The sequence below is a fragment of the Amycolatopsis sp. NPDC051372 genome, from assembly GCF_040682095.1.
Classification (GTDB): Bacteria; Actinomycetota; Actinomycetes; order Mycobacteriales; family Pseudonocardiaceae; genus Amycolatopsis.
Genome location: NZ_JBFBAF010000032.1, coordinates 51,578 through 76,837 on the forward strand (window position 1 = coordinate 51,578; position 25,260 = coordinate 76,837).

Annotated in this window: 24 protein-coding genes and 1 pseudogene; 12 read left to right on the forward strand and 13 right to left on the reverse strand. The window is 70.8% G+C overall.

The window, feature by feature from the left end; all coding sequences use genetic code 11:
* Window positions 1-11 precede the first annotated feature (11 nt).
* The 3 genes from AB0M56_RS38080 to AB0M56_RS38090 are packed head-to-tail and all read left to right on the forward strand — an operon-like array spanning window position 12 to window position 1,536.
* The gene (locus AB0M56_RS38080) at window positions 12-134 is read left to right on the forward strand and encodes a hypothetical protein (protein ID WP_364185408.1); all 123 of its coding nucleotides are present in this window, start codon (window positions 12-14) and stop codon (window positions 132-134) included.
* A complete protein-coding gene (locus AB0M56_RS38085; RefSeq protein ID WP_364185410.1) occupies window positions 131-1,084 on the forward strand; it encodes an LLM class F420-dependent oxidoreductase in 954 nt (317 codons plus the stop codon). Before AB0M56_RS38080 ends, AB0M56_RS38085 begins: the two co-directional genes overlap by 4 nt.
* The gene (locus AB0M56_RS38090) at window positions 1,081-1,536 is read left to right on the forward strand and encodes a helix-turn-helix domain-containing protein (protein WP_364185411.1); all 456 of its coding nucleotides are present in this window, start codon (window positions 1,081-1,083) and stop codon (window positions 1,534-1,536) included. Before AB0M56_RS38085 ends, AB0M56_RS38090 begins: the two co-directional genes overlap by 4 nt.
* A gap of 18 nt (window positions 1,537-1,554) precedes the next feature.
* On the opposite strand, the gene AB0M56_RS38095 is transcribed toward AB0M56_RS38090, so the two are convergent.
* On the reverse strand, window positions 1,555-1,863 hold the full coding sequence (locus AB0M56_RS38095) for an SdrD B-like domain-containing protein (RefSeq protein WP_364185546.1): 309 nt from the start codon (window positions 1,861-1,863) through the stop codon (window positions 1,555-1,557).
* A gap of 122 nt (window positions 1,864-1,985) precedes the next feature.
* On the opposite strand from AB0M56_RS38095, the gene AB0M56_RS38100 reads away from it, so the two are divergent.
* The gene (locus tag AB0M56_RS38100; protein ID WP_364185413.1) at window positions 1,986-2,954 is read left to right on the forward strand and encodes an NAD(P)/FAD-dependent oxidoreductase; all 969 of its coding nucleotides are present in this window, start codon (window positions 1,986-1,988) and stop codon (window positions 2,952-2,954) included.
* Between the two features lie 22 nt (window positions 2,955-2,976).
* A complete protein-coding gene (fdxA, locus tag AB0M56_RS38105; protein WP_364185414.1) occupies window positions 2,977-3,318 on the forward strand; it encodes a ferredoxin in 342 nt (113 codons plus the stop codon).
* Window position 3,319: 1 nt separating this feature from the next.
* On the opposite strand, the gene AB0M56_RS38110 is transcribed toward fdxA, so the two are convergent.
* Both AB0M56_RS38110 and AB0M56_RS38115 read right to left on the reverse strand, forming a co-directional pair.
* Complete coding sequence (locus AB0M56_RS38110) at window positions 3,320-4,126, reverse strand: PaaX family transcriptional regulator C-terminal domain-containing protein (protein WP_364185548.1); 807 nt, start codon at window positions 4,124-4,126, stop codon at window positions 3,320-3,322.
* Between the two features lie 201 nt (window positions 4,127-4,327).
* Window positions 4,328-5,179: a sigma-70 family RNA polymerase sigma factor gene (locus AB0M56_RS38115; RefSeq protein ID WP_364185416.1), complete on the reverse strand. Its 852-nt coding sequence runs from the start codon at window positions 5,177-5,179 to the stop codon at window positions 4,328-4,330.
* A gap of 180 nt (window positions 5,180-5,359) precedes the next feature.
* Between AB0M56_RS38115 and AB0M56_RS38120 the strand changes: the two genes are divergently transcribed.
* The 4 genes from AB0M56_RS38120 to glgC all read left to right on the forward strand — a co-directional run bounded on the left by AB0M56_RS38120 (window position 5,360) and on the right by glgC (window position 9,293).
* Entirely contained in the window at window positions 5,360-6,145 is a 786-nt protein-coding gene (locus AB0M56_RS38120) for a putative protein N(5)-glutamine methyltransferase (RefSeq protein WP_364185550.1), read from the forward strand.
* A gap of 61 nt (window positions 6,146-6,206) precedes the next feature.
* A complete protein-coding gene (locus AB0M56_RS38125) occupies window positions 6,207-6,851 on the forward strand; it encodes a hypothetical protein (protein WP_364185418.1) in 645 nt (214 codons plus the stop codon).
* 70 nt (window positions 6,852-6,921) lie between these two features.
* Window positions 6,922-8,079: a glycogen synthase gene (gene glgA, locus AB0M56_RS38130; protein WP_364185420.1), complete on the forward strand. Its 1,158-nt coding sequence runs from the start codon at window positions 6,922-6,924 to the stop codon at window positions 8,077-8,079.
* Window positions 8,076-9,293, forward strand: a complete 1,218-nt coding sequence (gene glgC, locus AB0M56_RS38135; RefSeq protein ID WP_364185421.1) for a glucose-1-phosphate adenylyltransferase — start codon at window positions 8,076-8,078, stop codon at window positions 9,291-9,293. The genes glgA and glgC overlap by 4 nt, the downstream gene beginning before the upstream one ends.
* Here the strand turns inward: glgC and AB0M56_RS38140 are convergent.
* Window positions 9,290-10,122: pseudogene (locus tag AB0M56_RS38140) on the reverse strand (CE1758 family FMN-dependent luciferase-like monooxygenase); the annotation flags it as partial. The gene glgC and the pseudogene AB0M56_RS38140 overlap by 4 nt on opposite strands.
* A 70-nt stretch (window positions 10,123-10,192) precedes the next feature.
* Window positions 10,193-11,056, reverse strand: coding sequence for a PRC and DUF2382 domain-containing protein (locus AB0M56_RS38145; protein ID WP_364185552.1), 864 nt, complete (start codon window positions 11,054-11,056; stop codon window positions 10,193-10,195).
* Between the two features lie 264 nt (window positions 11,057-11,320).
* Between AB0M56_RS38145 and AB0M56_RS38150 the strand changes: the two genes are divergently transcribed.
* Window positions 11,321-12,100 (forward strand): SGNH/GDSL hydrolase family protein, encoded by a 780-nt coding sequence (locus tag AB0M56_RS38150; protein ID WP_364185423.1) that lies wholly within the window; start codon window positions 11,321-11,323, stop codon window positions 12,098-12,100.
* A gap of 7 nt (window positions 12,101-12,107) precedes the next feature.
* Here AB0M56_RS38150 and AB0M56_RS38155 read toward each other — a convergent pair whose 3' ends face one another.
* Window positions 12,108-12,914: an SAM-dependent methyltransferase gene (locus AB0M56_RS38155; protein WP_364185425.1), complete on the reverse strand. Its 807-nt coding sequence runs from the start codon at window positions 12,912-12,914 to the stop codon at window positions 12,108-12,110.
* 193 nt (window positions 12,915-13,107) lie between these two features.
* Between AB0M56_RS38155 and AB0M56_RS38160 the strand changes: the two genes are divergently transcribed.
* Window positions 13,108-13,842 carry a GntR family transcriptional regulator gene (locus AB0M56_RS38160; RefSeq protein WP_364185427.1) on the forward strand — a complete coding sequence of 245 codons (735 nt, stop codon included), beginning with the start codon at window positions 13,108-13,110 and terminating at the stop codon, window positions 13,840-13,842.
* Between the two features lie 154 nt (window positions 13,843-13,996).
* Entirely contained in the window at window positions 13,997-14,743 is a 747-nt protein-coding gene (locus AB0M56_RS38165; RefSeq protein ID WP_364185429.1) for a sulfite exporter TauE/SafE family protein, read from the forward strand.
* A 52-nt stretch (window positions 14,744-14,795) separates the two neighbouring features.
* Here the strand turns inward: AB0M56_RS38165 and AB0M56_RS38170 are convergent, their stop codons facing one another.
* Genes AB0M56_RS38170 through AB0M56_RS38200 form a run of 7 tightly spaced genes read right to left on the reverse strand, consistent with a single transcriptional unit; the run spans window position 14,796 to window position 25,120 of the window.
* The gene (locus AB0M56_RS38170) at window positions 14,796-16,646 is read right to left on the reverse strand and encodes a sialidase family protein (protein ID WP_364185431.1); all 1,851 of its coding nucleotides are present in this window, start codon (window positions 16,644-16,646) and stop codon (window positions 14,796-14,798) included.
* A 19-nt stretch (window positions 16,647-16,665) separates the two neighbouring features.
* Window positions 16,666-18,672 (reverse strand): beta-galactosidase, encoded by a 2,007-nt coding sequence (locus tag AB0M56_RS38175; protein ID WP_364185432.1) that lies wholly within the window; start codon window positions 18,670-18,672, stop codon window positions 16,666-16,668.
* Window positions 18,673-19,602, reverse strand: a complete 930-nt coding sequence (locus AB0M56_RS38180; RefSeq protein WP_364185433.1) for a dihydrodipicolinate synthase family protein — start codon at window positions 19,600-19,602, stop codon at window positions 18,673-18,675. It lies immediately after the preceding gene.
* On the reverse strand, window positions 19,599-20,564 hold the full coding sequence (locus tag AB0M56_RS38185) for an ABC transporter ATP-binding protein (protein WP_364185434.1): 966 nt from the start codon (window positions 20,562-20,564) through the stop codon (window positions 19,599-19,601). Before AB0M56_RS38185 ends, AB0M56_RS38180 begins: the two co-directional genes overlap by 4 nt.
* Complete coding sequence (locus AB0M56_RS38190; RefSeq protein WP_364185435.1) at window positions 20,561-22,528, reverse strand: dipeptide/oligopeptide/nickel ABC transporter permease/ATP-binding protein; 1,968 nt, start codon at window positions 22,526-22,528, stop codon at window positions 20,561-20,563. Before AB0M56_RS38190 ends, AB0M56_RS38185 begins: the two co-directional genes overlap by 4 nt.
* Entirely contained in the window at window positions 22,528-23,487 is a 960-nt protein-coding gene (locus tag AB0M56_RS38195) for an ABC transporter permease (RefSeq protein WP_364185437.1), read from the reverse strand. The genes AB0M56_RS38190 and AB0M56_RS38195 overlap by 1 nt, the downstream gene beginning before the upstream one ends.
* A gap of 19 nt (window positions 23,488-23,506) precedes the next feature.
* A complete protein-coding gene (locus tag AB0M56_RS38200; protein WP_364185439.1) occupies window positions 23,507-25,120 on the reverse strand; it encodes an ABC transporter substrate-binding protein in 1,614 nt (537 codons plus the stop codon).
* Window positions 25,121-25,260 lie beyond the last annotated feature (140 nt).

Consider the following 25,260-nt stretch of genomic DNA (forward strand, 5'->3'; position numbering starts at 1 on the left):
GCGGTGCAGTGGTGAGCGCGGTGGGTGTGGTGACGCCGTTGTCGCGGGGCTGCCCGGCTGCGGCTGGCCTGGTGATGGTCGAGTGGGTCGGGCCGGCGTTGCTCGGCTTGGCGAGTGGAGTGGTGCAGCGGTGAGCGCGGTCGGGGTTGTCACGCCGTTCTGGCTGGATCGGCCGGCGGCGGAGGCCGTGGACATCGCCGTGGAAGCGGACCGCAATGGGTTCGGGGAGTTGTGGGTCGGGGAGATGGCGACGTTCGACGCTTTCGCGCTCGCGACGGCCGTCGGCCTGCGGACGGAGCGGATCGGGGTGAAGATCGGGCCGTTGCCGCTCGGGGTGCGGACGCCGGTGGCGCTGGGGCTCGGCGTGGCGTCGGTCGCGGCGCTGGCGCGCAGGCCCGTGGGGCTGGCGCTGGGTGGGTCGAGCCCGGCGATCGTCAATGGCTGGCACGACCGGCCGTGGGACCACGCGGCCCTGCGGATGCGGGAGACCGTGGCCGCGGTCCGGACCGTCCTCGAGGGACAGCGCCTCTCGGTTCACGGGAAACACGTGCGCAGCAACGGGTTCCGTCTGAGGGAGCCGGCGCCGGTGCCGATCACGGTGGCCGCGTTCGGCCCGGCGATGACGCGGGCGGCCGCGGAGATCGCGGACGAGGTCGTGCTGAATCTCGTGCCGCCTTCGCACGTTTCGCGCGTGCGCAAGGAGATCGACGGTCAGGCGCACGCCGCGGGCCGCACGCCGCCGCGGCTGGCCGTCTGGGTGCCCGTCGCGTTGAACCCGGGGGAAGCGACGCTGCGGCAGCTCGCGGCGCAGGCCGGCGTGTACCTGAGCCCGCCCGGCTACGGCGAGATGTTCGCCGAGCTGGGGTACGGCGAGCTCGTCGCCGCCGCGCGTGCCGGCGCCAAGCGCGCCTCGCTGGTGGTGCCGCCTTCGCTGGTCGCCGACGTCGGGGCGATCGGTTCCGCCGCCCAGGTGCGCGAACGCATCGCGGCCTACCACGCGGCGGGCGCCGACCACGTCGGCCTCGTCCCGGCCACGGCGGAAGACCCGGCCGGCCGCACACTGCTGCGCGAGCTGGCCCCGTGACGGCCGGGTCGCACCGCTTCACGGCCGAGTCCGTCGGCCGGGCCCTCGACGTGCTCGGCGAGCGCTGGACGCTGCTGATCCTGCGCGAGGCGTTCTTCGGCGTCCGGCGCTACGCCCAGTTCGCCCGCAACCTCGGCATCCCCCGCCCGACGCTGTCGGCGCGGCTCAAACAGCTCGTGGAACAGGGCGTGCTCGACCGCGTGGTCTACGCCACCGACCCGGACCGCCACGAATACCGCCTCACCCCGACCGGCAAGGAGATCTTCCCGGCACTGGTGATCCTCATGCGCTGGGGCGACGAGCACCTGCCGACGCCCGACGGGCCGCCCTTGGTCCTGCGCCATTCCTGCGGTGAGCCCGTCGCGCCGCAGTTGACGTGCACGCACTGCGGCGACGAAATCACGACGGCGAACGTGACGCCCGAACCGGGCCCGGGGTACCAAGAAGGCTGACCCGGGCCCGGTTGCAGGCTAGCTCCTCGTGTAGACCTTCGACCATTCCCAGCCGCAGCTCAGGCACGTGCCCGCCTGAATCCCGGACATGCTCGCGTCGGCCGGAACCCAGCCGTCGGTCACCTTTAGGTCGTAACGCCCCGCGGGCACGGGCCCGAACGAGACGTGCCCGTCGGCGTCGGTGGTTCCCGTCGCGGTCGCCTGGCCGGACAGGGTGTCGACCAGGCTTACGGCGGTGTCCGCGATGGCTTCACCCGGGTCCCGGGTGCTGTTCTTGTTGTCGTCGTGGTAGATCCAGCCGCTGGTGACACCCGGCGCACCAGGCACCCCGTGTACGAGCGCGGCAAGATCGCGAGCTGGGTCGCGCCGCCGGGCAACGGGATCAACGGTCAGCCGTTCGAGTACGAGTACGTCCACCTTCCCCGAGGCACCCACCGAGGGAGCGCAGAATGTCCACTCCGGACACTCCGCCGGTCGTCAGCGCCGACGTGCTCGTGGTCGGCGCCGGGCCCACCGGCCTCTACGCCGCCTTCCGCGGCCTGTCGGTCGCGGTCGTCGACTCGCTGCCCGAGCCGAGCGGGCAGGTCACCGCGATGTACCCGGAGAAGCAGATCTTCGACGTCGCCGGGTTCCCGTCCGTCCGCGGGCGCGAATTGGTCGAGCGGCTGCTGGAGCAGGCCGCGCCGTTCGGGCCGCGCTACCTGCTCGGCCACCGCGCCGACGTACTGGAGCGCGGTTTGGGCACGTTCGCCGTGACCACGCACCTCGGCACGCGGATCGAGGCGCGCGCGGTGATCGTGACCGGCGGCATCGGCACCTTCACCCCGCGCCCGCTCGTCCCGGCGGCCGCGTTCGAGGGCAACGGCCTGGCCTACTTCGTGCGCCACCTCGACGACTACGCCGGCGGCGGTGACTCGGCGTTCGACTGGGCACTCGCGCTGCACCCGGTCGCGAAGTCCGTGAAGCTCGTGCACCGGCGCGAAACCTTTCGCGCACATCCGGCGACCGTCGCGGCCGTGCGGGAACCGGGTGTGGAGCTGGTCGTCAACGCGGAAGTTTCGCGGGTGCTCGGCGGGCCGGAAGTCGCCGGCGTCGAGCTCAAGGGCGGTGAAGGCGCGCGGACGCTGCGGTGCGGGCGGATCATCGCCGCACTGGGGTTCACCGCCAACCTCGGGCCGCTGTTGCGGTGGGGCTTCGACGTCGAGAACCGGCGCCACATCCCGGTCGACGCGGCCATGACCACCTCCGTCCCCGGCATCTTCGCCGCGGGCGACATCATCGACTACCCCGGCAAAGTGCGGCTCATCGCCGTCGGTTTCGGCGGAGCCGCGACGGCCGTGAACAACGCCGCCCACCACCTGGACCCCGCCGCGCCGGTGTCCCCCGGCCATTCCACCGACGAACCCGCTCGAATCTGAAAAACCGTTGGGAGAGAAGAACATGCCGTACGTCATCGCCGAGCCTTGCATCGACATCACCGACCGCTCCTGCATGGAGGAGTGCCCCGTCGACTGCATCTACGAAGGCGAACGCAAGCTCTACATCAACTCGTACGAGTGCATCGACTGCGGCAACTGCGAACCCGCCTGCCCGGTCGAGGCGATCTCGCAGGACCGGCACGTGCCCGACGAGTACGCCGCCTTCGCCGAGGACAACCGCCGCTTTTTCACCGAGGCCCTGCCCGGCCGCGACGCGCCCATCGGCCAGCCCGGCGGCGCGATGTCTTTCGGCCCGGCCGGCGCGGACACGGCGCTGGTCGCGGAGTACGACCCGCGCGGCTGAGCTAGCCGCCGCTCTCGACGAAGGAGTCCCAGTGCCCCTGGGCCTCGTCGCGCCATTCGGCGTGGCGGGTGTGGAACAGCTCGGCCGCCTGCGTGCCGCTCCATCGGTCGGGCAGGAGGTTGCGCGGCAGGTCGGGGTCGAGGAACGGGAATCGGCGCCACTCGTGCACCAGGCGGGTCTGGGCGAGGAGCACGGCCTCGCCCGAGCGCGGCGCGAGGCCGGTGAACTCGTCGATGAAGCGCTCGTAGTGGTGTTCGAGCTCGCGCAGGTCCCAGGCGCGGGCGACCATCTGCTGTTCGTCGCCGATCTCGGCGTAGCTCGCGACGAACGACATGGCCTGCCCGCCGTCGGTGAGCTCCGCGACGAGGCGGGCGGCCTCGGGTTCCGCGCCGACGTTCGGGCTGATCCACACGCCCGGCGCGGGCGAGCCGAAGCCCGCCCAGCTCAGCCGGGTGCGCATGCGGTGGCGCAGGTCGCGCTGGGATTCGGGCACCGACACCAGCAGCACCAGCCACCTGCGGTCCCACTCGCCGGTCTGCCGGCCGAAGCCGTAGATGCGCTCGGCGCCTTCGCTCAGCAGGCGGCGTCCCGGCGGGGTCAGCAGCCAGCGCACGCGCCGGCCCGCGCGTTCGGACTTCAGCCAGCCCTCGCCGGAAGCGCGGGCGAGCGCCTGGCGGGCGGACTTCTCCTCGACCTTGAACAACGCGAGGGCGTCGACCAGCGACGACGTCCAGACCGGCTCCTGGCGAGGCAGCACGTACTCGCCGAGCACTGTCATGAGCAGCGAACGCGCACTGGTGTGCGCCAGTTCGCGCCGCCGCGTGACGGTGGGCCGGGTGGCCGCCACCTGCGGATCACCGCCTTCCGGGAGAAAAACTGGTACAAGCGTCTGGTCAGATTACCCGGTTGACGGTGCCCGAGTGCGTGACCCGGGGGAGAACGGTTGCTCTCCTCGCAAGGCTTCCTGCCTGAACTTCCCCGAACGGTTTCGCATCGATCGCCGCGCGGTTCAGAGCATCGAGATTTCCAGTTCCGCCAGCCGCTCCGGCTCGGTGACGATGTCGACCTCGGTGATCACGCCGCCCTCGATCGTGAACGCCATCGCCACCCGCAGCCGGCCCAGCGGCGCCGCGATGATGCCCGGCCGGCCGCCGACGAGCGCGGGCCGCGAGACGGCGGCGCGGTCCGCGAACCGGCTGGCGCCCGCGGCGATGTTCTCGGCCCCGCGCACGAGCTTGGCGACGTCGCCGTCGGCCCGCAGCACGGCGTCCGGATCGAGCAGGGCCACGAGCACGGCGAAATCGCCGCCGCGCGAGGCCGCGAGGAACGCGTGGACGACCTCGCGCTTGCGGACCAGGTCCGCTTCGGCCCCTGCCGGACTGCCGCGGACGCGGCGGCGGGCCCGGCTCGCGAGCCGGCGCGCGGCCGCCGGGGCGCGGTCGACGATCGGGGCGACCTCGTCGAACGACAGCCAAAAGATGTCGTGCAGCACGAACGCCAGGCGCTCGGCGGGAGAGAGCGTGTCGAGGACGACGAGCAGCGCCAGGCCGACCGAGTCGGCCATCACGGCCTCGGTTTCGGGGTCGGCGGTGTCGGCGCCGTCCGGGAGCTGCTCGCCGGCGGGCTTCTCGCGACGCGACTGGCGGGAGCGCAGCAGGTCGAGGCAGACCCGGCTGACGACAGTGGTGAGCCAGCCGCCGAGATGGGTCACGGCGGAGGAGTCGGCACGGCTGAGCCGCAGCCAGGCCTCTTGGACGGCGTCGTCGGCTTCGGCCAGGGAGCCGAGCATGCGGTAGGCGACGGCCCTGAGGTGGGTGCGGTGGGTTTCGAACTGCTCGGCCAGCTCGTTCACGGTCGGCATCCTCCTCCGGGTGTGGTGCCTCGTCAGGTTGACGTCTGGGGGAGGACAGATGTGACCGAGCGGTCGATAGCGCGGGACGCCACGCGGAACGGACGAGGGTCACTAGTGTGGAGGTTTCGGATCGGGATGGGGAGCGGCCCGGTCGGGTTCTTCGTGCGGTGGAAAGGCTTTTGGTTGTCTGTGGCCGGGGATGTCGAGTCGGTGGTCGCGCGGTTGAGGGCGGCGGGTTGTGTGTTCGCCGAGGAGGAGGCGCGCGTGCTCGGCGAGGCGGCCGCGGGGGACGCCGCGACGCTGGAGGCGTTGGTGCGGAGGCGAGTCGAGGGGGAGCCGCTGGAGTACGTGGTCGGCTGGGCGGAGTTCGCCGGGCGCCGGTTCGCGGTGGCCGAGGGCGTGTTCGTGCCGCGGCACCGCACGGAGCTGCTCGTGCGGCTGGCGGCGGGGTTCGCGCGGCCGGGCGGGGTGGTGCTCGACCTGTGCTGCGGGTCCGGCGCGCTCGGGGCGACGGTGGCGGCCGAGGTGCCCGGTGTGGAACTCCACGCAGCGGACGTCGATCCGGTCGCGGTGCGGTGTGCGCGTTCGAACATCGACGGTGCGGTTTACGAAGGTGACCTGTTCGAACCCGTACCCGAACGGTTGCGGGGTCGCGTCGAGGTGCTGATTTCGAACGTGCCGTACGTGCCGAGTGGCGAGGTCGAGCTGCTGCCGCCGGAGGCGCGGGAGCACGAGCCGCTCGTGGCGCTGGACGGGGGAGCCGACGGGCTCGACGTGCTGCGGCGCGTGGTCGCGGAGGCGCCACAGTGGCTGGCGCCCGGCGGGCGTGTGCTGTTCGAGACGAGCGAGCGGCAGGCGGAGTCGGCCGTCGCGGCGTTGGCGCAGGTGGGGCTGCGCGCGTGGGTCGAGGAGTCGGAAGACCTCGGGGCGACGGTGGTCGTCGGCGAGCGGAAGCCGTTGCTGCACAAGGAGTAATCGTGGTTCGCCGAGCGGCGGTCCGGGTAGTTGGCCGGGGCCGCGAGAGTGAGGGGCCCCGATGAAGGTCTACGCCGACCGTCCGGTCCGCCGCACCGCGCAGGTGCTCAGCGACGTGTTCGCGTTCGGGCTGCTCGCGTTCGCGGTGTGGCTGGCCGTGCGCGTGTACGACGAGGTCATGCGCCTGCGCGTGCCGGGCGACGGGCTCGTGGACGCGGGTTCCGGGCTGCGCGCCACGTTCGACGCGGCCGCCGACAAGGCCGGCCAGGTGCCGTTGATCGGCCACCCGCTCGCCGACGCGCTGCAGTCCGGCTCGGCCGCGGGCACCGAACTCGCCGACGCCGGCCGTTGGCAGATCACTGCCGTCGAGGACCTCGCGTGGTGGCTCGCGGTGCTGGTCGTCTCCGTGCCGCTGGTGTTCCTGCTGGTTTCGTGGCTGCCACTGCGGTGGCGCTTCACGCGCGGCGCGACGGCCGCGGCCCGGCTGCGCCGCCAGGGCGCCGAAGGACTCGACTTGCTCGCCCTGCGCGCACTCGTCACGCGGCCCCTGCCGCGCAAGGTCCGGGCCGGCGACCTCACCACGGGCTGGCGCGAACGCGATCCCGACGTCGTCGCCGACCTCGCCGCCCGCGAACTCGCCCACCACGGCCTGCGACTGCCCGCCGTCGAACGCGTCGGCCCGGTCACCGGGACGAGAGCTCGGTGAGTCGATCACGACACGGATTGGTCGCTTCCCCGTACTGCACTTCCCGGCCCGTGCCGTTTAGGGTCGGGGCATGAAGGTCGGCCTGCTCACTCGGGAGTACCCGCCGGACGTCTATGGCGGAGCGGGGGTGCACGTCGAGTTCCTCGCCCGCGAACTGCGGTCGCTGGTCGACCTCGACGTGCACTGCTGGGGACCGGACCGAGACGACGGAGCCCACGGCCACCGCGACCTCCACGGCTACGCGCAGACCGCGTTCGCGACCATGGACATCGCCGTGTCGATGGCCGACGCGCTGGCCGGGCACGATCTCGCCCACAGCCACACCTGGTACGCGAACCTCGGCGGCCACCTCGCGAAGCTCGCCCACGGCATGCCGCACGTGATCACCGCGCACTCGCTCGAACCGCTGCGCCCGTGGAAGGCCGAGCAGCTCGGCGGCGGCTACCGCGTGTCGTCGTGGATCGAGAAGGACGCGTACGAGGCGGCCGACGCGATCATCGCCGTCAGTGCGGGCATGCGCGAAGACGTGCTCGCCGCGTACCCGGCGGTCGACCCCACGCGGGTGCACGTGGTGCACAACGGGATCGACACCACGCTCTACCGGCCCGACCCCGGTCGCGACGTGCTGGCCAAGCACGGCATCGACCCGGACCGGCCGTACGCGCTGTTCGTCGGGCGCATCACGCGGCAGAAGGGCGTGCCGCACCTCGTGCGCGCCGGCTCCGAGCTCGCCGAGGACGTGCAGCTGGTGCTCTGCGCCGGGGGCGCCGACACCCCGGAGCTCGACGCCGAGTTCCGCGGTCTCGTCGCCGAGCTGCAGGAGAAGCGCACCGGCGTGCACTGGATCCCCGAGATGCTGCCGCGTCCCGAGGTCGTGCAGCTGCTGACGCATGCGACGGTGTTCGTCTGCCCGTCGGTTTACGAGCCGCTGGGCATCGTGAACCTCGAGGCGATGGCGTGCGGCACGGCGGTGGTGGCCAGCGACGTCGGCGGGATCCCCGAGGTCGTCGACGACGGCGCGACGGGACTGCTCGTGCACTACGACGAGAACGACACCGCGGCGTTCGAAGCGGGGCTGGCGCGGCGGATCAACGAGCTGGTCGCGGATCCCGCCCGGGCCGCCGCGCTGGGTCTGGCCGGGCGCGACCGCGCCGTGGGAGAGTTCGGCTGGGCGGCGATCGCCGCGAGGACGGTCGCGATCTACGAGGCGTGCGGGAGGGTTTCGTGATCGACGGATCGGATGTCCTGGGGATCGTGCTGGCCGGTGGCGAAGGCAAGCGGCTCATGCCGCTCACGGCCGACCGGGCCAAACCCGCAGTGCCCTTCGGCGGGGTGCACCGCCTGATCGACTTCGTGCTCTCGAACCTCGTCCACGGCGGAATCCGGCGGATCTGCGTGCTCACGCAGTACAAGTCGCACTCGCTCGACCGCCACATCTCGACCACGTGGCGGCTCTCGTCGCTGACCGGCGAGTACGTGACGCCGGTGCCCGCGCAGCAGCGGCTGGGCCCGCGGTGGTTCCAGGGCAGTGCCGACGCGATTCACCAGAGCCTCAACCTGGTCTACGACGAGTCGCCCGCCTACATCGCCGTGTTCGGCGCCGACAACATCTATCGCATGGATCCACGCCAGATGATCGACGAGCACATCGCGTCGGGCGCCGGCGTGACCGTGGCGGGCATCCGCGTGCCGCGCGCGGAGGCGAGCGCGTTCGGCGTGATCCAGACCGGCGACGGCACGAGGATCGACGCGTTCCTCGAGAAGCCCGCGGACCCGCCGGGTCTCCCGGACTCGCCCGACGAGGCGTACGTGTCGATGGGCAACTACGTGTTCACCACGCAGGTGATGCTCGACGCGCTGCACGCGGACTCGAAGAACGTCGGGTCCAAACACGACATGGGCCGCGACATCATCCCCGCGCTCGTGGACAAGGGCCAGGCGGCCGTCTACAACTTCAGCGGCAACGTCGTCCCCGGCGAGAGCGAACGCGACCACGGGTACTGGCGCGACGTCGGGACCATCGACAGCTACTACGACGCCCACACCGACCTGATCTCGACGTATCCGATCTTCAACCTCTACAACCGCAAGTGGCCGATCCTCTCCCACCCGGGCCAGCGCGCCGCGGCGAAGTTCGTGGAGGGCGGCAGCGCCGGGCAGTCGATCATCAGCAACGGCTGCATCATCTCCGGCGCGCAGGTCGTGGACTCCGTGCTCTCGCCGGACGTCGTCGTCGAAAACGGCGCGGTCGTCCAAGGCTCGGTGATCCTGGACGGCGCCCGCGTGGGCCGCGGCGCCGTGGTGCGCCGGGCGATCCTCGACAAGAACGTGGTCGTCCCGCCGGGCGCCCACATCGGCGTCGACCTGGCCCGCGACCGCGAGCACTACCACGTGAGCTCGGGCGGGATCGTGGTGCTGGGCAAGGGAGAATCGGCGATCTAGCTCCGGCGCGCCGCAGCAACCAGGGACCGGTGCGTCGGGGCGCCCGGGACGTTCGCCGGGCGGTTCTCAGCGAACTCCGCGCGCAGCACGGGAACCACTTGCTCACCGAGGATGTCGATCTGCTCCAGCACCGCCTTGTGCGGCAGGCCCATGCCGTCGACGGCGAAGAGCCGGCGCTGGTAGTCGCCGGCGTAGTCGCGGAACGCGAGGGTGCGCTCGATGACCTGCTGCGGGCTGCCGACCGACAGCGGTCTGGTCCATCGTGCCCTCGAGCGACGGGCCGCCGCCGTAGATGGGGGAGTGGTCGAAGTACGGGCGGAACTCGCGGATCGCGTCCTGGGAGTTCGGGCGCATGAAGGTTTGCCCCCCGAGGCCGACGATGGCGTCGGCGGCCGTGCCGTGGCCGTAGTGCTCGAAGCGGGTGCGGTAGAGCTCGATCATCCGCCGCGTGTGGTCGGCGGGCCAGAAAATGTTGTTGTGGAAGAAACCGTCGCCGTAGTAGGCGGCCTGTTCGGCGATCTGCGGGCTGCGGATGGAGCCGTGCCAGACGAACGGAGGCACGCCGTCGAGCGGGCGCGGGGTGGAGGTGAAGCCCTGCAGCGGGGTGCGGAACTTGCCTTCCGTGTCCACCAGCTCCTCACGCCAGAGCCGGCGCAGCAGGGCGTAGTTCTCCACCGCGAGCGCGATCCCGTCGCGGATGTCCTTGCCGAACCAGGGTAGACGGGCCCGGTGTTGCCGCGGCCCACATGAGGTCGACGCGGCCGTCGGCGAGGTGCTGGAGCATCGCGTACTCCTCGGCGAGCTTCACCGGGTCGTTGGTGGTGATGAGCATGAACGCCTCCCGCTCCCGAAGTTGATGCATCAACTGAACCGGGAGCGGGAGGCGGGTATTCCGTACGTCAGTGCTTGCGCTTCTTGGCCTCGTCCTGCAGGTCGAACTGCTCCTTGCGGACCTCACCCTTCACGGTCTGCTCGTCGGTGACCGTCTCGGTGTTCAGCCGCGCGCGCTCGACGGGCACGGTTTCCTTGCTGATCACCGGTTTCTCGGCGTGCAGCACCACGTCCTGCTCCTGCTCGCCGAGCTCGGCGCGACCGGTCCCGCCGCGCGCGTCGGTGATGGGCTCGCGCTCGAGGCGGACCTCTTCGTGGCTCACCGGGACGGTGACCTGCTGCTCTTCGGTGACGACGTACTTGCGCAGCCGCACGTGCCCGGTCTCCACCTGCTCGGTGCCGACGTTCAGGCGCTCCTCGGAACGGATCATCTCCTCGCCGCGGGTGCCCGAGCCGGCGTCGGCCGCCGAGCGCCCTTCACGAGCCATTGCCGCGTCCTGCATGCCACGGCCGCCCGCAGTGTCCATTTTGTCCCGGCCAGCCGCCATCCCATGCTTGCCACGGCCGGCGGTGGTGTCCATTTTGTTCCGTCCCGCGTTCGCATCCGGTGCCGTGCGCGGCATCGGCAGGCCGTAGTGGTGGTACAGCTCGGCGCTCTCCGTGGACGACAGGTGCCCGTCGGCGTCGATCCGCGGCGCCTCCGAGACCTGGTCCTTCGCGACATTCACGTGGATCCCGTCGTTGTCGACGTTCGCGCCCGAGAGCGGTACAAAGCTCTCTTTGCTGCCGAACAACCCGGTTTTCACGGTGATCCACTCGGGTTCCCGGGTGGCGTCGGCCAGGTAGACGTTGCCGACCTTGCCGATCTTGTTGCCGTCCGGATCGACCACGGCGCTGTCCATCAGCTGCTGGGGTTGCAGGGTGCCGGCCACGGCACTCACGTCCTTTCTCCCTCGGTTTTCCGCTGCTGATCTCCACCGTCGGACGTGTCGTCGATCACGGCAACTCTCCGTTGTTCTCGTGGGTTACCCCGGAAAGAAAACGTTTAGTGCACTTCGTTCGGGTAACGCGCGGGCACAGCGGCTGCCCGAACGATCGCGGACCGCAGCCGAACCTCACCGGATCGGGTAACAACTGTCCGGTGTGGAGCGATTCAGGCGCAGACGCTCCCGTTCCCCTGAAAGGTCCCCTCGAAGATGCGCAAAGCCACCTTCGCCAGACTCGGCGCAGTGCTCACCCTGATCGGCCTCGGTATCGGCATGTCCACGGTGGTCACCTCCGCCGACGCCGCCCAGGAAAGCACCTGGTGCACCCGCAAGGACAACATCGCCATCGTCGGCACCTCGGCCGACACGGGTTACGGCACCACCGGCTACCAGTCCACCACGGACACCTGGTTCCCCACCACCTACGGCTGGACCACCAAGCTGGCCAACGACGTCCACTCGCAGTGGCAGACCAACGTCCAGAACTACTCGCACAACGGCGCGCTCGCGGCCGACTACCTGCCAGGCGGCCGCTGGGCGGGCACCACCGGCGCGATCGCCGACATGCAGGCCAAGCAGCCGGACCTGGTCCTCGTGGACCTCGGCGGCAACGACCTGTGGGCCCAGAACGACCCGGCCAAGTTCCAGACCGACCTGAACAACGTCATCGACGGCATCCGCGCCGCGCGGCCGGGCGTCGACATCCTCATGTCGATCTACGCCCAGCTCAAGTGGACGCCGAACCCGTACGGCGGCAACACCCAGAAGTACACCTGGGACCAGTACGCGTCGGTGATCTACCAGACGGCGGTCGCGAAGGGCACGGCGCTCGTGGACCTGCGCCAGTACATCCCGCCGTCCGGTTCGGCGAACCTGCCCAACCCCAGCCCGTGGACCTCGGACAACATCCACCTCAACGACGCCGGCAACCTCGCCGAGTACGGCATGTGGTGGGGCTGGACCGCGAGCCTGGGCAGCATCTGCGGCTGAGGTCCGGCTAGACGGTCGCGTGGGCGAGCACGAACAGCTCCGCGGGACGCAGGGCGTCGGGGCGCGGCCACACGTCGTGGTCGCGCTGGTGGACGTGCCGGACGGTGCCGAAGCCGTTGTCCCGCAGCAGGTCCGTGAGCTCGTCGGGGGAGAAGCAGCTGCGCCAGGGTTCGCCGGCTCGCTCGGCGACCTGGGAGACGGCGTCGGCGTAGTGCGTGCCGGCGTCGTCCCGCAGCTGTGCGGGGAGCACGTAGTCGGCGACGAGCTGCGTGCCCGGCGCGAGGCCGGCGACGGCGCGCAGCGTGCGGGTGATGGCGGCTTCGGTGAGGTACATCGTGACGCCGAGCCAGCTGACGAGCGTCGGGCGGGCGAGGTCGAAGCCGTGCTTGACGAGGGCTTCGACGAGGTCGCCGGTCGCCAGGTCCAGTGGGACGAAGGTGCGGTTCGCGGGGTCGGGAAGGTCCGCGTTCGTCAGCTGCGCGCGCTTCCACTCCTGCGTCTGCGGGAGGTCCACTTCGAACACGTAGGTGTGCGGCGCGCGGTAGGCGGAGGTGTCGAGGCCGGCGCCGAGGACCACGCTCTGGGTCGCGCGCTGTGCTTCGGCGTAGCGGCTGCGGCAGAGCACCTGGGTGCGACCGCCGGCGAGGATCGGGTCTTCGCGGTTGTCGCGGTGGTAGGCGAGGAGTTGGTCGCCGTAGTCGCCGAGCAGGGGTGCGGCGAGCTCGTCGGTGAAGATCCTGGGCTCGGCGTCGACGATGAGGTGCGCGGCGCGAGCGGCGGCCGCGGTGAGGGCCGTGAAGCTGGGTTCGATCACAAGGACGACCCTAGCCCGCAATCGTACAAGAATAGCACAGATAGATCTTTTTCGCAAGGCCCGCCGAGTTGCGATCCGGCGGCGGTGGCGGAACCCGGCGAGTCGGGGCCTTTGACGCTGGTCACCGGGTTTACGCAGGTCACGGCAGGTGGCGTAACCCTGGCGTAATGCGGATCCGGGTACGGTCGCGCAGGTGGAAACTTCGTCGCCCCGGCCCCGGGGCGAGCGGGCCCGGCAGGTCGCCGACGTCCTGCGCCAGCGCATCACCGCGGGCGCCTTCGACGACGGCCCGCTGCCCGACGAGCACACCCTCGGCACCCAGCTCGGCGCCACGCGCAACGCCGTGCGCGAGGCCCTCGGCCTGCTTCGCGCCGAAGGCCTCGTGGAGCGGCGCCAGGGCGTCGGAACGCTCGTGGTGCACCCGAAGTACGGCCACGGCCTCGACCGGCTCGCCGGCCTCGCCGAGGCCCTCGACGGCTACGGCGACGTCGTGAACGAGGTCCGTTCCGTCGGCATCGTCACGCCCCCACCGGCGATCGCCGAACGGCTCGGGCTGATTCCCGGCGCGCCCGCCGTCCACCTGGAACGCCTGCGCCGCCTCGGCGGAGTGCCGCTCTCGCTGGACACCACGTACCTGACCGCCGACATCGGCGTCCCGCTGCTCGACCACGACCTCGCGGGCCGCGACCTGTTCGCCCTCATCGAAGAAACCAGCGGCCGCCGCCTCGGCCGGGCCGACGTCGTGGTCCACGCCGTGACCGCCGGCCCAGACACCGCCGCGTTGCTGGGCATCGCGCCCGGCACGGCCGTCTTCGCCCTCGACCGCCTGACACACCTCGACGACGGCCGCCCCGTGGACGCCGAAACCCTCCACATCCGCGCGGACCGGCTCACTTTGCGCGCGACGCTGCACCGAGGCCCGGCATGACGAGCGTGGCGATCGGCTGCCGCGCGGGGCTTCGTTTCGCGGCTCGGCCCGGCTCGCCGCGACTGGCCGCGAGCCCCGAGGCGGCGAGTGGTGGGGTGCGGCCGGCGCCCCGGACGCAGGCGTCGTGGGGCATGGTCCAGGCCGGGAGGCAGACATGACGAGCGTGACCATCGATGTTCTGCTCGCACTTTTCGGCCTGGTGGGCGGGATCGGCATCACGGCGATCGGACCCGGGGGTGTCCTGCCGACGATCGCGTTGTTCCTGTTGACGCCGCTCGCGCCGGCGCAGGTGGCGGGGACGGCGATCGTCACGCATGTGGCGACGGGGGTGGCCGGGAGTGCGGCGTATGTGCGGTCCGGGCAGTTGCGGGAGCGGCATACGAGGAGGGTCGCCGGGCTGCTGGCGGGGGTCGCGGTCGTGGGGACGCCGGTCGGGGTTTTGCTGAATTCGCTGGTGTCCGCGCGGTGGTTCGGGGTGGTGCTCGGGGTGTTCGCCGTCGTGGTGGCGGCGTTGGTGGTGTTGCGGCGGCCGGTGGTGGGGCGGGAGCCGGCGACGGGCTCGATCCTCGCGATCGGGGCCGGGGTGGCGGTCGCGGCGGGGCTGGTGGGGGTGGGTGGGCCGATGCTGACCGTGCCGGTGCTCGTGGTGGTGGGGTTGCCGATGCTAGAGGCGCTCGCGGCGGCACAGGTGCAGTCGGTGGTGATCGCGACGGCCGGGGCGGCCGGGTATCTCCTCCACGGCTCCATCGACTGGCGGCTGGCGGCCGTCGTCGGGGTGCCGGAGCTGGCGGGGGTGGTCATCGGCTGGAAGATCGCGCACGCGTTGCCGACGATACGGCTGCGGATCGCGCTCGTGGTCGCGTTGGTGGCCGTGGCGCCCTACCTGGTGCTGCACGGTTGAAGGGCACTTTGAGAGAAGTCCGTCGAGGTGCCCTTCAACCGAGAGAACAAACTCAGCGCACCCGGTCGAACGGCAGCTGCACCACCGGACCCGGCCACACCGTCCGGCCCGCCGCGACAGCGTCCACTTCGGACTCCGGCAGCGCCCGGCGGTAAAGCCGCGCGTCGTCGAGGGAGCCGGCGAAGTGCATGGCGCCGTCGAGGCGTTCGCCCAGCTGGAGCTGGAACGAGACGGTCTCGCTGACCGAACCGGGCGAGTCCGGGCCGGACGCGGCGAGCACGCCGTCGACCCAGATCTCGAGCCGGCCGCCGGTGCGTTCGAGCGCGATGTGGTGCCACTGCCGGTCGTCGTAAGCCTGGGTGGTGGTCACCGACTTGCTGCCCGCCGCGGTGGTCATCATGGCGATGAGCCGGTGCGACGCGGGTTCACCGCGCAGCCACAGCTGCGGTGCCGTGGTGCCCATGCCGCCGAGCCACAGCAACGCCTGCGGGTCCTTCGAAGCGCCGTAGTTGAACGACGTCGTGAAGGTGAAATCACCAGACCCTGGCAGCTGCGCGGGCGAGAACGGCACCCGCACGAAGTCGTCGACGCCGTCGAGCTGCAGCGCGCCGTGGGACACCGCGGCGCCGCCGAGCACGTAGGCGACGGCGCCCGGCCGGGAGACGTCCGGGGTCGTCGGGCCGGCGGGACGCTGCCACCCCAGGTAGTTCTCGTCGAAGCGCGCGAAGCGGATCTCGTCGCGGGCGTCGACCGCGCCGCCCTCGTACATCAGGCCGATCTTCGCGTCGCGGTCGGCCGGGCCGCTCAGCTGAACGAGGTCGGAGTAGCCGGACCAGTCGCCGGTCACCCGGGTGCCCTGCTCCGCGTCCTCCCACGTGCGGCCGTTGTCGTAGGACGAGCGGATCATCATCCAGCGCCGCCGGTCGGTGTCCGACGGCGAGGCGAACAGGATCCGCTCCCCGCCCGGACGCTGCAGGCGAAGCAGGGAACCCTGCACCATTGGCGTCACCAGGTCGGGGATGGTGGTGAAGCGCTTGCTGAACGTCTGGCCGCCGTCGCGGCTCAGCGCGTAGTCGCGGTTGCCGACGTCGGTGCCGCCCTGCTCGCGGCCGCCGGCGTAGATCGTGCCGTCCGGCAGCTCGACGACGCTGACCTCCGAAGGCTTTTGCGCATACGTGGCGCCCACCGGGTGCGCGTAGCTGTCGACGGCGCCGACGTGCCAGCTGCGCCCGGAGTCGTCGCTGTAGATCAGGGCGGCGTAGTTTTCGATGGAATTGGTGCCGTCGCTGCGTTCCGCGTTCACGCCGAACACCAGCCTGCCCGCGTGGCGGCCCTTCGTGAGCTGGATGCCGTGCACCGGACCCGAGGCGTACCACGAGTCCCACGCCGGCAGCTTCGCTTGCGCGCTGATGTCCACCGGCGCCGACCACGTCAGGCCGTCGTCGTCGCTGTACTGCGAGTGCGGCGTCCGCGGACACGGCACGTCGCAGGCCTTGTCGTCGTCGCGGCCCTTGTTGTACGTGGTGACCAGCACGATCCGTCCCGTCCGACTGTCCACAATAGGCATCGGGTTGCCGTGCGTGTCGCCGCCGCCGGGGTTCACGACCTGCAGCGGTGACCACGTCTGCCCGCCGTCGGTGGAACGCTTGAGCACGAGGTCGATGTCGCCGGTGTCGCCGCAATTGTCGCGCCGGCCCTCGGCGAAGGCGAGCAGGGTGCCGTGCGTGCTGCGGACGGTGGCGGAGATGCGGAAACAGGCGTAGCCCGTCTCCTGGTGCGGGTTGAAGAGTACCTGCTGGTCGAACTGCGGAACCGGCGCCGGCGCCGCCTGTACGGCTGCCGGTACGAACACGCCGGACACCAGCACCGCGAACGCGAGTGCCCAGCGGATGATCGGTCTCATGTCCCGTTCTTCCCTTCGGCTAAGTGAAACTCCCCAGTAGAACGGCCACCCCACGCGGGGCCAGGAGCACCGCTTCCGTCGGGTGGCCGGGATCGGTGAGCAGATCGGGCGCGGGCGAGGGCAGCGTGACCGTGACCGCCTCGGCGCCGTGGTTGAGCAGGAACAGGTACTGGCCGTCGGCACCGTGCCGGACCACGGCCTGCACGCCCTCGGGCAGGCCGGGCAGCACGGGCGCAACCCCGGCCGCGGCGGTGATCCGGTCGAACAACGCGCTCATCGTGGCCGCGTCGGGCCGGGTCGCGAGGTACCAGGCGACCCCTTCGCCGAAGGAGTTCCGCGTCACGGCCGGGCGGCCGGGGAGCTCCCCCGAGCCGAAGGTCGCGACCACGGCCGCGCCCTCGGTCTCCACCCACTCCGACCAGATGGTGGCGGAAGCCTTCTCGCGGGAAGCGCAGCCGAGCGAGAGCCCGATCGAGCCGCCCTCGGGCAGCGGCCAGAACTCGTCGACCCTCAGGCCCAGCACGTCCCGCAACGGCGCCGGGTACCCGCCCAGGTACGCGCGGTCGTTCTCGTCGACGATGCCGGAGAAGAACGACACCACCAGGTGCCCGCCACCGGCCACATAGGACCGAAGGTTCTCCGCGACGCCGGCGTCCATCAGGTACAGGTTCGGCACCACCACGAGCTTGTACCCGGACAGTTCCCGGGTCGGGCGCACGACGTCACACGTCACGTTGGCGTCGAAGAGCGGTGCGTAGTGGGCCAGGTGCGCGTCGAGCTGTCGCAGGTCGTCCGACGGGTGCGAGTCGAGCTCGAGGGCCCACCAGCTGTTCCAGTCGTGCAGGATCGCGACTTCGGCCCTCACCCGGCTGCCCGCGAGCTGCGGCACCGACGCCAGTTCACGGCCGAGGTCGGCCACCTCGCGGTACGTGCGCGTGTCCCGCCCGCCCTGCGGCACCATCGCGGAATGGAACTTCTCGGCGCCGCCGGCTGTCTGGCGCCACTGGAAGAACAGCACGGCGTCGGCGCCACGGGCCACGGCCTGCCAGCTGCCCAGCCGCATCGAGCCCGGTGGCTTGGGGCCGTTGCGCGTGCGCCAGTTCACCGCGCTCGGCGCCTGCTCCAGCAGCAGCCACGGCTGTCCGTCCTTGGTGGACCGCACGAGGTCGTACGCGAACGCCGCTTCGACGTGCCCGCGCGGATCGTAGGGGTCGGGATAGGAGTCGAGGCTCACCACGTCCTCGTGCGGCGTCCAGGAATGCCAGTCGAGCGCTTTCTGCACCAGACCGACGAAGTTCGTCGTCACCGGCACGTCCGGCGTCACCCGCGAGAGCACCTCGCGCTCGGTGAGGTAGCAGCCGAGCGACGCGTCGGAGGAGAAGCGGTGGTAGTCCAGCTGCTGCGCGGGGTTCGGGAACGTCGGCGCCACGCGCGGCGGCTCGATCTCGGCCCAGTCGTCGTACCGCTGCGACCAGAACGTGGTGCTCCAGGCCGCGTTGAGCGCCTCGACGCTCTGGTACCGCTCGCGCAGCCAGTCGCGGAACGCGGCGGCCGAGACCTCGCAGTAGCACGCGCGGATGTGGCAGCCGAACTCGTTGCCGATGTGCCACATCTTCAGCGCCGGGTGCCCGGCGTACCGCGTGGCCACCCGCTCCACCAGCCGCGCCGCGTGTTCGCGGTACACCGGGCTCGACGGGCAGAACTGCTGCCGCGCCCCCGCCGAAAGCCGCGTCCCGTCCACGCGCACGGGCAGGATTTCGGGATACCGGTGGGAGAGCCACGGCGGCGGTGACGCCGTCATGGTGGCCAGGCACGCGTCCACGCCACCCGCCGCGAGCTTGTCCAGCACCGTGTCGAACCAGCCGAAGTCGTACTCGCCCGGCCGCGGTTCCACCTGCGCCCACGAGAAGATCCCGACCGTGACCATCGAGACGGACGCCTCGGCCATGAGCGACAGGTCCTCGTCCCACACTTCGGGGGACCAGTGCTCCGGGTTGTAGTCGCCGCCGTAGTAGACGCGGTCCATCTAGAGCAGCCCCGCTTCGGCCAGCTTCTCCTTGATGCGCAGCAGTTCGTCGCCGTTGAGCGGCAGCTGCGGCGGCGCCATCACGGCGTTGTCGATGAACCCGCGCATCTTCATCGACGCCTTGAACGCACCCAGTGCCGCCGAGCCGCGCCCCATCCGGCTCGGCGGCGCGACGTCGGTGATGGTGAACAACGAGAGCAAGCGGTCCTGCTCGCGCCGCGCCGCGTGGGGGTTGCCGGAGCGGACGTGGTCGTAGATCAGCACGTAGCCGACCGGGTCGACGTTGCCGAGCCCGGGCACCGCGCCGTCCGCGCCCAGCGCGAGCGCGGAGTCCACGAGCAGCTCCGAGCCGGTGAACACGGCGAAGGTGTCGAGGCCGCGTTCGCGGCGCTCCTTGAGCACGAAGCGGAAGCCGGCCTCGTCGCCGCTGGAGTCCTTCAGACCGGCGATCACGCCGTCGGCCGCGAGGCTCAGCACGAGCTCGCGGTCGAGTTTCGTGTGCACGGCCACGGGGATGTCGTAGGCGAAGATCGGCAGCGCCGTCTTCTCGTGCAGGAGCCGGAAGTGGCGGTCGATCTCGGCCACGTGCGTGCGCGTGTAATACGGCGCGGTGACCACGATGGCGTCGGCGCCCGCCTCCTCGGCGGTCTTCACGTGTTCGGCCACGCGCAAGGTCGTCATGTCGATACAGCCGGCCAGCACCGGCACGCGGCCGGCGACCTGGTCCACGGCCGTCTCGATCGTCACGCGGCGCTGCGCGTCGGGCAGGAAGGCGACTTCGCTCGACGAGCCGAGCACGAAGATGCCGTGGACGCCGGCGTCGAGCTGGAACTCGACGTGGCGCCGCAGCGACTCGGTGTCCACGGTGAAGTCGTCGTTGAAGGGCGTGCACAGCGGGGGGATGATGCCGGCGAACTTCGTCGCGGTCATGAGGCGTTCACTCCGGTGGTGATCTCTGGGTGGATACAGCGGTAGCTGTGCCCCGCGGCCTCGGTGAGCGGCGGCAGGGCGAGCGCGCACACGTCGGTGGCCTTAGGGCAGCGGGTGTGGAACGCGCAGCCGCTCGGCGGCGCGGTCGCCGACGGCACGGGTCCACTGAGGACGATCGGTTCGACCGGGTGCAGCAGGCTCGGCGTCGCCGAGAACAGCGCCCGGGTGTACGGGTGCCGCGCGTCGCCCGGCAGGTCCTCGGCGGCCGCTTCTTCGACGATCCGCCCGAGGTACATCGTCACGATCCGGTCGCTCATGCGCCGCACGGTCTGGATGTCGTGCGACACGAAAACCATGGCGAGACCGAGCTTCTCGCGCAGTTCGATGAGGAGGTTGAGGATCTGCGCGCGCACCGACACGTCGAGCGCGGACGTCGGTTCGTCGGCCACGAGCAGCGCCGGCCGCAGGGCCAGCGCCCGCGCGATGGCCACGCGCTGGCGTTGGCCGCCCGAAAGCTGCGCCGGCAACGCGTCCGCGACGCTGCTCGGCAGCCCGACCAGGCCCATCAGCTCCCGTACGCGCTCGGCGCGTTCGGCGGGCGTGCCCACGTGGTGCACGTCGAGCGGGTCGCGCAGGATCTTCGCGACGGGCAAGCGCCGGTTGAGCGCTGTGGCCGGGTCCTGGAAGACCAATCCGACCTGCCGGCCGAGCTCGGCCGGGCGCATCCCCGACAGCGGTTTGCCGCCGTAGCGGACGGTGCCGTGTGTCGGTTTCTGCAGCCCGACGAGCACCTTGGCGAGCGTGGACTTGCCGCAGCCGGACTCGCCGACCACGCCCACCGTCTCGCCCGCGGCGATCTCCAGGTTCGCGTCGGTGAGCGCGTAGACGTTGTCGCGCCCGAACAGGCTCGCCGCGCGGACGCGGTGCACCACGTGCACGCCGTCGACTTCGACCAGCGTCATACCTGCGCTCCTTCCACGACGGCCGGGGTCGTGCGTTCGGCGGGGTAGTGGCAGGCGACGAGGTGGCCGTTCCCCTCGGGCTCGGGGGCCACCTCGAAGCAGTGGCCGCGCGCGGCCGGGCAGCGGTCGGCGAACCGGCACCCGGGCGGGAAGTCCGCCGGGGCGGGCACGACGCCCTTGATCTGGGTGAGCGTGGCCTCGTTCTCCTCCAGCGACAGCACGGCCGACAGCAGCCCGCGCGTGTAGTGGTGCCGCGGCGAGCCCACGACGTCGGCCGTGGCGCCCGTCTCGGCCACCTGCCCGCCGTACATCACGACCACGCGGTCGGCGACGTCGGAGACCAGCGCCAGGTCGTGCGACACCAGGATGAGCGCGAAGCCGAGCTCTTCCTGCAGGCGCAGCAACAGCTTGATGATCTGCGCCTGCACGGTCACGTCGAGCGCCGTGGTCGGCTCGTCGGCCACGATCAGCTGGGGGCTGCGCGACAGGGCCATGGCGATCAGCACCCGCTGGCGTTGCCCGCCAGACAGCTCGTGCGGGTAGGACCGCAGCGTGCGGCCGGGATCCAGGTTCACCAGCTCCAGCAGCTCCTGCGGCGTGCACGTGCCGCCACGGCGGGTGAACTGCTTGAGCTGCGCGCGGATCGTCATCGCCGGGTTCAGGGAGCTCAGCGCGTCCTGGTAGATCATCGAGATGTCGTGGCCGAGGTGGCGCCGGCGCGGGCCCGCCTTCATGGTGAGCAGGTCCTCGCCCTCGAACAGGACTTCGCCTGAGAGCCGCGCGCCCGCCGGCTGCAGGCCCATGATCGACAGCGCGGTGAGCGACTTGCCGCAGCCCGACTCGCCGATCAGCCCCAGCACCTCGCCGGAACGCACGGTGAAGGACACGCCGTCGACCACGTTCACGCCGTTGTGCCGGTCGGGGAAGCTGATCGCGAGGTCCTTCACCTCCAGCACGGGCCTGCGCCCGGTGAGATCACGTGCCTTCGCCGCCAGTCGCTCCCCGGCCTCGAGCAGGCCCGCGAGCGGGAGCACCGGCGCGGTGTTCTCCGCGGCCTTCTCCGCCTCGATCTTCTTGGCGACCTCGCCGGCCTTCGCGTTGCGGGCCGAAGGCGCGGCCCACACGTCGGAGATGCCTTCGGACAGGATGTTGAGCGCCAGCACCGTGATCAGGATCAGCAGGCCGGGGAACAACGTGGCCCACCAGCCGCCCGTCAGCACGAGGTCCTTGCCGTCCGAGAGCACTGAGCCCCACGACGGGTTCGGCGGCTGGATGCCCGCGCCGATGAACGACAGCGACGCCTCGAACACGATCGCGTCGGCCACCGTCACCGTGCAGTACACGAGGATCGGCGCCGCGCAGTTGACCGCGACGTGCCTGGCGAGGATGAACAGCCGTTTCGCGCCGATCACGCGCTCGGCGTCCACGTAGTCCTCGCCGTACTGCGCCAGCACGTTGGCCCGCACCATCCGCGCGACCGGGGCCATGTTGAGGAACCCGATCGCGAGGATCAGCACGAGGATGCCGCGGCCGAACACCGCCACCAGCACCGCGGCGAGCGCGATGCCGGGGAACGCCATGATCACGTCCATCACGCGCATCACCACGGCGTCGGTCCTGCGCCCGGACGTCGCGGCGAACGAGCCGATCACCACGCCCGCGATGAGCGCGAGCACCGTGGCGCCGAGGCCGATCGCGAGCGACCAGCGCGTGCCGGCCACCAGCCGCGAGAAGATGTCGCGGCCCGACTGGTCGGTGCCGAACCAGTGCTCGGCGCTCGGGCCGCCGGTGTCGGTGCTGAGTGCGTCGGGATTGTGCGTGGCCAGCAGCGTGCCGAAGATCGCGACGAGCGCGAGCACCACGAGAAGGCCGAGCGCGAGCCACGACGTGGGCGGGAGTTTCCGGAACCGCACCCCGGGCCGCGAGAGCCGGTCGGTGAGGTTCGCGTGCAGGACGGGGCGCATCAGGCGTGGCTCCGCAGTCTCGGGTTGGCGATGAGGTAGAGCACGTCGACGATGAGGTTCACGAGCACGAAGCCCACGGCGATGGTGATCACGAAGCCCTGGACCTTCGCCGTGTCGCCGTCCTGCACGGCCTGGATCATGTTCTGGCCCATGCCGGGCAGCGCGAACATCGTCTCGATCACCACCGCGCCGCCGAGCAGGTAGCCGACGCGCAGGCCGAGCACGGTGAGCGGGTTGACCAGCGCGTTGCGCAGCACGTTGCGGCCCACCACGACCACGGGCGGCAGGCCGCCGCCGCGGGCCGTGCGCACGTAGTCCTTGTCCAGCTCCTCGACCATCGACGTGCGGATCACGCGCGTGAGCTGCGCGGCGACCGGCAGCGACAGCGAGATCGCCGGCAGCGTGAGCGAGTTGAGCCAGCCCGAGACCGAGTCGGCCGGGCTCACGTAACCGCTGGTGGGGAACAGGCCCTTGCCCACGGCGAGCCACTGCACGAGCAGCAACGCGATCCAGAACGCCGGTGCCGCGACGCCCGCCAGCGTGACCACCCGGATCAGGTGGTCGGGCCAGCGGCCGCGGAACAGCGCCGACGTCACGCCGAGCACGACCGAGAGCACGAGCGCGATCAGCAGTCCGAGCAGCGTGAGCTGCACGGTGAGCGGGAGCGCGGTGGCGATGGTCTGGCCCACCGGCTCCTTGGTGATCACACTGGTGCCGAAGTCGCCTTGCAGCAGGTGCCACACGAAGTGCACGTACTGCAGGGGCAGGGGATCGAGCAGCCCGTTGGCCTGGCGGAACTGGTCGAGCTGCGCCTCGGTCGCGTTCGCCCCGTTGAAGGCGGCGAGCGCCGGGTCCACGGGGGAGAACTGCATCACGATGAACACGAACAGGATCACGCCGAGCAGCAGCGGGATCAGGGCGAGGATGCGAGAGGCCAGCATCCGCACGACGACGATCACGGTGGGTGGTCCTCCCGCGTCAGACCGGCTTGGCCTGGTTGAGGTAGATGCCGGGGTAGCCCTGCGCGCGCACGCCGGTGATCGCCGTCGGGTCCCACGCCGTGCCGAGCTGGGTGAACACGATCGGGTAGATCACGGCCTGCTCGGAGATCAGGTCCAGCAGCTGCTTGTACAGCCCGTTGCGCTTGGTCTCGTCCGGCTCCGCGGCCGCCTGGTCCTGCAGCCCGAGCAGGGCCTCGGTGTCGGCGTTGTTCCAGCGCGCGTACTTCGTCATCATCAGCGACTGCGCGTCGTAGTAGTAGCGGATGAGCAGGTCGGGGTCGTTGCCGAACTGCATCGGGTTGTTCGTGGTGGACACGACCTGGAAGTCGTTGCCGTTGTCCAGCTTGGAGAACAGCGCCTTGGTGTCCTGGGAGTCCAAAGTGGTCTCGACGCCGATCGCGTCCCAGCCCTCCTTGATCACCTTCACGCAGTCGAGCACGAGCGAGGTGTTGGTGGTGGACAAGGAGATCTTCAGGTTGCCGACGCCGGCCTCGGCCAGCAGCTGCTTGGCCTTCGCCGGGTCGTAGGCGAAGCTCTGCGACGCCGGCTGCGACTGCGGCAGCTTCGGGTTGATGAACGACGTGCCCGCGGTACCGGTGCCGCGCAGGCCGATGTCGATCATCTTCTTCTTGTCGATGGCGTAGTGCAGCGCCTGGCGCACGCGCTTGTCGCCGAAGGGTGCGTGGGCGGTGTTGAACATCAGGTACAGGTTGTTGCCGCCGTCGGCGAACTCGACGGTGCGCCCGGCCTTGCGCAGCTGGTCGGCGTTGGCGGCGGGGATGTTCTCCACGATCTGCGCGTCGGGCTTCGCGCCGGAGATCGCAGCCACGCGCGGGGCGGAGTCCACAATGGACTTCCACAGCATCTTCTGATACGCGGCGGGGCGGGGGCCGTTGTAGTCGGCGAACTTCTCGAACGAGGTGTGCGACAGCGGCGCCTGCTCGGTGACCTTGTACGGGCCGGAACCCACGACCTTGCCGCCGACGGCGAGCGGCCAGTTGTTCTCGTACACGTGCTTCGGGAGGATCTTGCAGATCTGGATCCGCTGCAGCGCGTACGGGAAGGGGAACTTCAGCACGAACTCGACGGTGTGGTCGTCGACCTTCCTGACTTCTTTCAGCCACTGGGCGAAGAAGCTGTGGATCAGCACGTTCTCCTTCGCGTCCAGGGCGCGGGCGTAGGTGAACACCACGTCGTCGGCGGTCACGGGCTGCCCGTCGTGCCACTTGGCACCGTCTCGCAGCTCGAACTTGATGCTGGTGCCGCTCACGTCGGCCGGCAGTGCCTTCGCCAGGCCGGGGAACGGGGCGCGCGTGACGGGGTCGCCTTCGACGAGCGATTCGTAGCTGTGCAGGATGGCGGCCATGGAGAACGCCGAGGCGGTCTGCAACGGGTCCCAGGACTGGTTGTTGCCGTAGCCGATCACTGCGGTGAGGGAGTCGGTGGAGCTGCCCGTCTTGTTCGTCGACGCGGGGCCGCCGCACGCGGCCAGCGTCGAGGAGAAGGCGGCGGTGGCGCCCACGAGGCCCGCGTAGCGCAGCAGCGTGCGCCGGTCGAACGTGGGGCCGGACCCCATGGCGGTTCGGGACATCGATGTCTCCTGACTGTGTGTTTCGCCCACCAGAAGTCATGAGAAGTAGGACGTGGGACGTCCTATGACTTCGCCGAACCCTAGAACTCCACCGGGTACCGGTCAAGGGGACGGCGCGATTTCGCCACCGGGCCGGGATC

Coding starts and splice junctions, on each gene's coding strand:
- AB0M56_RS38100 (WP_364185413.1), top strand. CDS start 1,986: ATGTCCACTCCGGACACTCCGCCGGTCGTCAGCGCCGACGTGCTCGTG.
- fdxA (WP_364185414.1), top strand. CDS start 2,977: ATGCCGTACGTCATCGCCGAGCCTTGCATCGACATCACCGACCGCTCC.
- AB0M56_RS38115 (WP_364185416.1), bottom strand. CDS start 5,179: ATGCCGACCGTGAACGAGCTGGCCGAGCAGTTCGAAACCCACCGCACC.
- AB0M56_RS38125 (WP_364185418.1), top strand. CDS start 6,207: ATGAAGGTCTACGCCGACCGTCCGGTCCGCCGCACCGCGCAGGTGCTC.
- glgA (WP_364185420.1), top strand. CDS start 6,922: ATGAAGGTCGGCCTGCTCACTCGGGAGTACCCGCCGGACGTCTATGGC.
- AB0M56_RS38150 (WP_364185423.1), top strand. CDS start 11,321: ATGCGCAAAGCCACCTTCGCCAGACTCGGCGCAGTGCTCACCCTGATC.
- AB0M56_RS38165 (WP_364185429.1), top strand. CDS start 13,997: ATGACGAGCGTGACCATCGATGTTCTGCTCGCACTTTTCGGCCTGGTG.
- AB0M56_RS38170 (WP_364185431.1), bottom strand. CDS start 16,646: ATGAGACCGATCATCCGCTGGGCACTCGCGTTCGCGGTGCTGGTGTCC.
- AB0M56_RS38175 (WP_364185432.1), bottom strand. CDS start 18,672: ATGGACCGCGTCTACTACGGCGGCGACTACAACCCGGAGCACTGGTCC.
- AB0M56_RS38180 (WP_364185433.1), bottom strand. CDS start 19,602: ATGACCGCGACGAAGTTCGCCGGCATCATCCCCCCGCTGTGCACGCCC.
- AB0M56_RS38185 (WP_364185434.1), bottom strand. CDS start 20,564: ATGACGCTGGTCGAAGTCGACGGCGTGCACGTGGTGCACCGCGTCCGC.
- AB0M56_RS38190 (WP_364185435.1), bottom strand. CDS start 22,528: ATGCGCCCCGTCCTGCACGCGAACCTCACCGACCGGCTCTCGCGGCCC.
- AB0M56_RS38200 (WP_364185439.1), bottom strand. CDS start 25,120: ATGTCCCGAACCGCCATGGGGTCCGGCCCCACGTTCGACCGGCGCACG.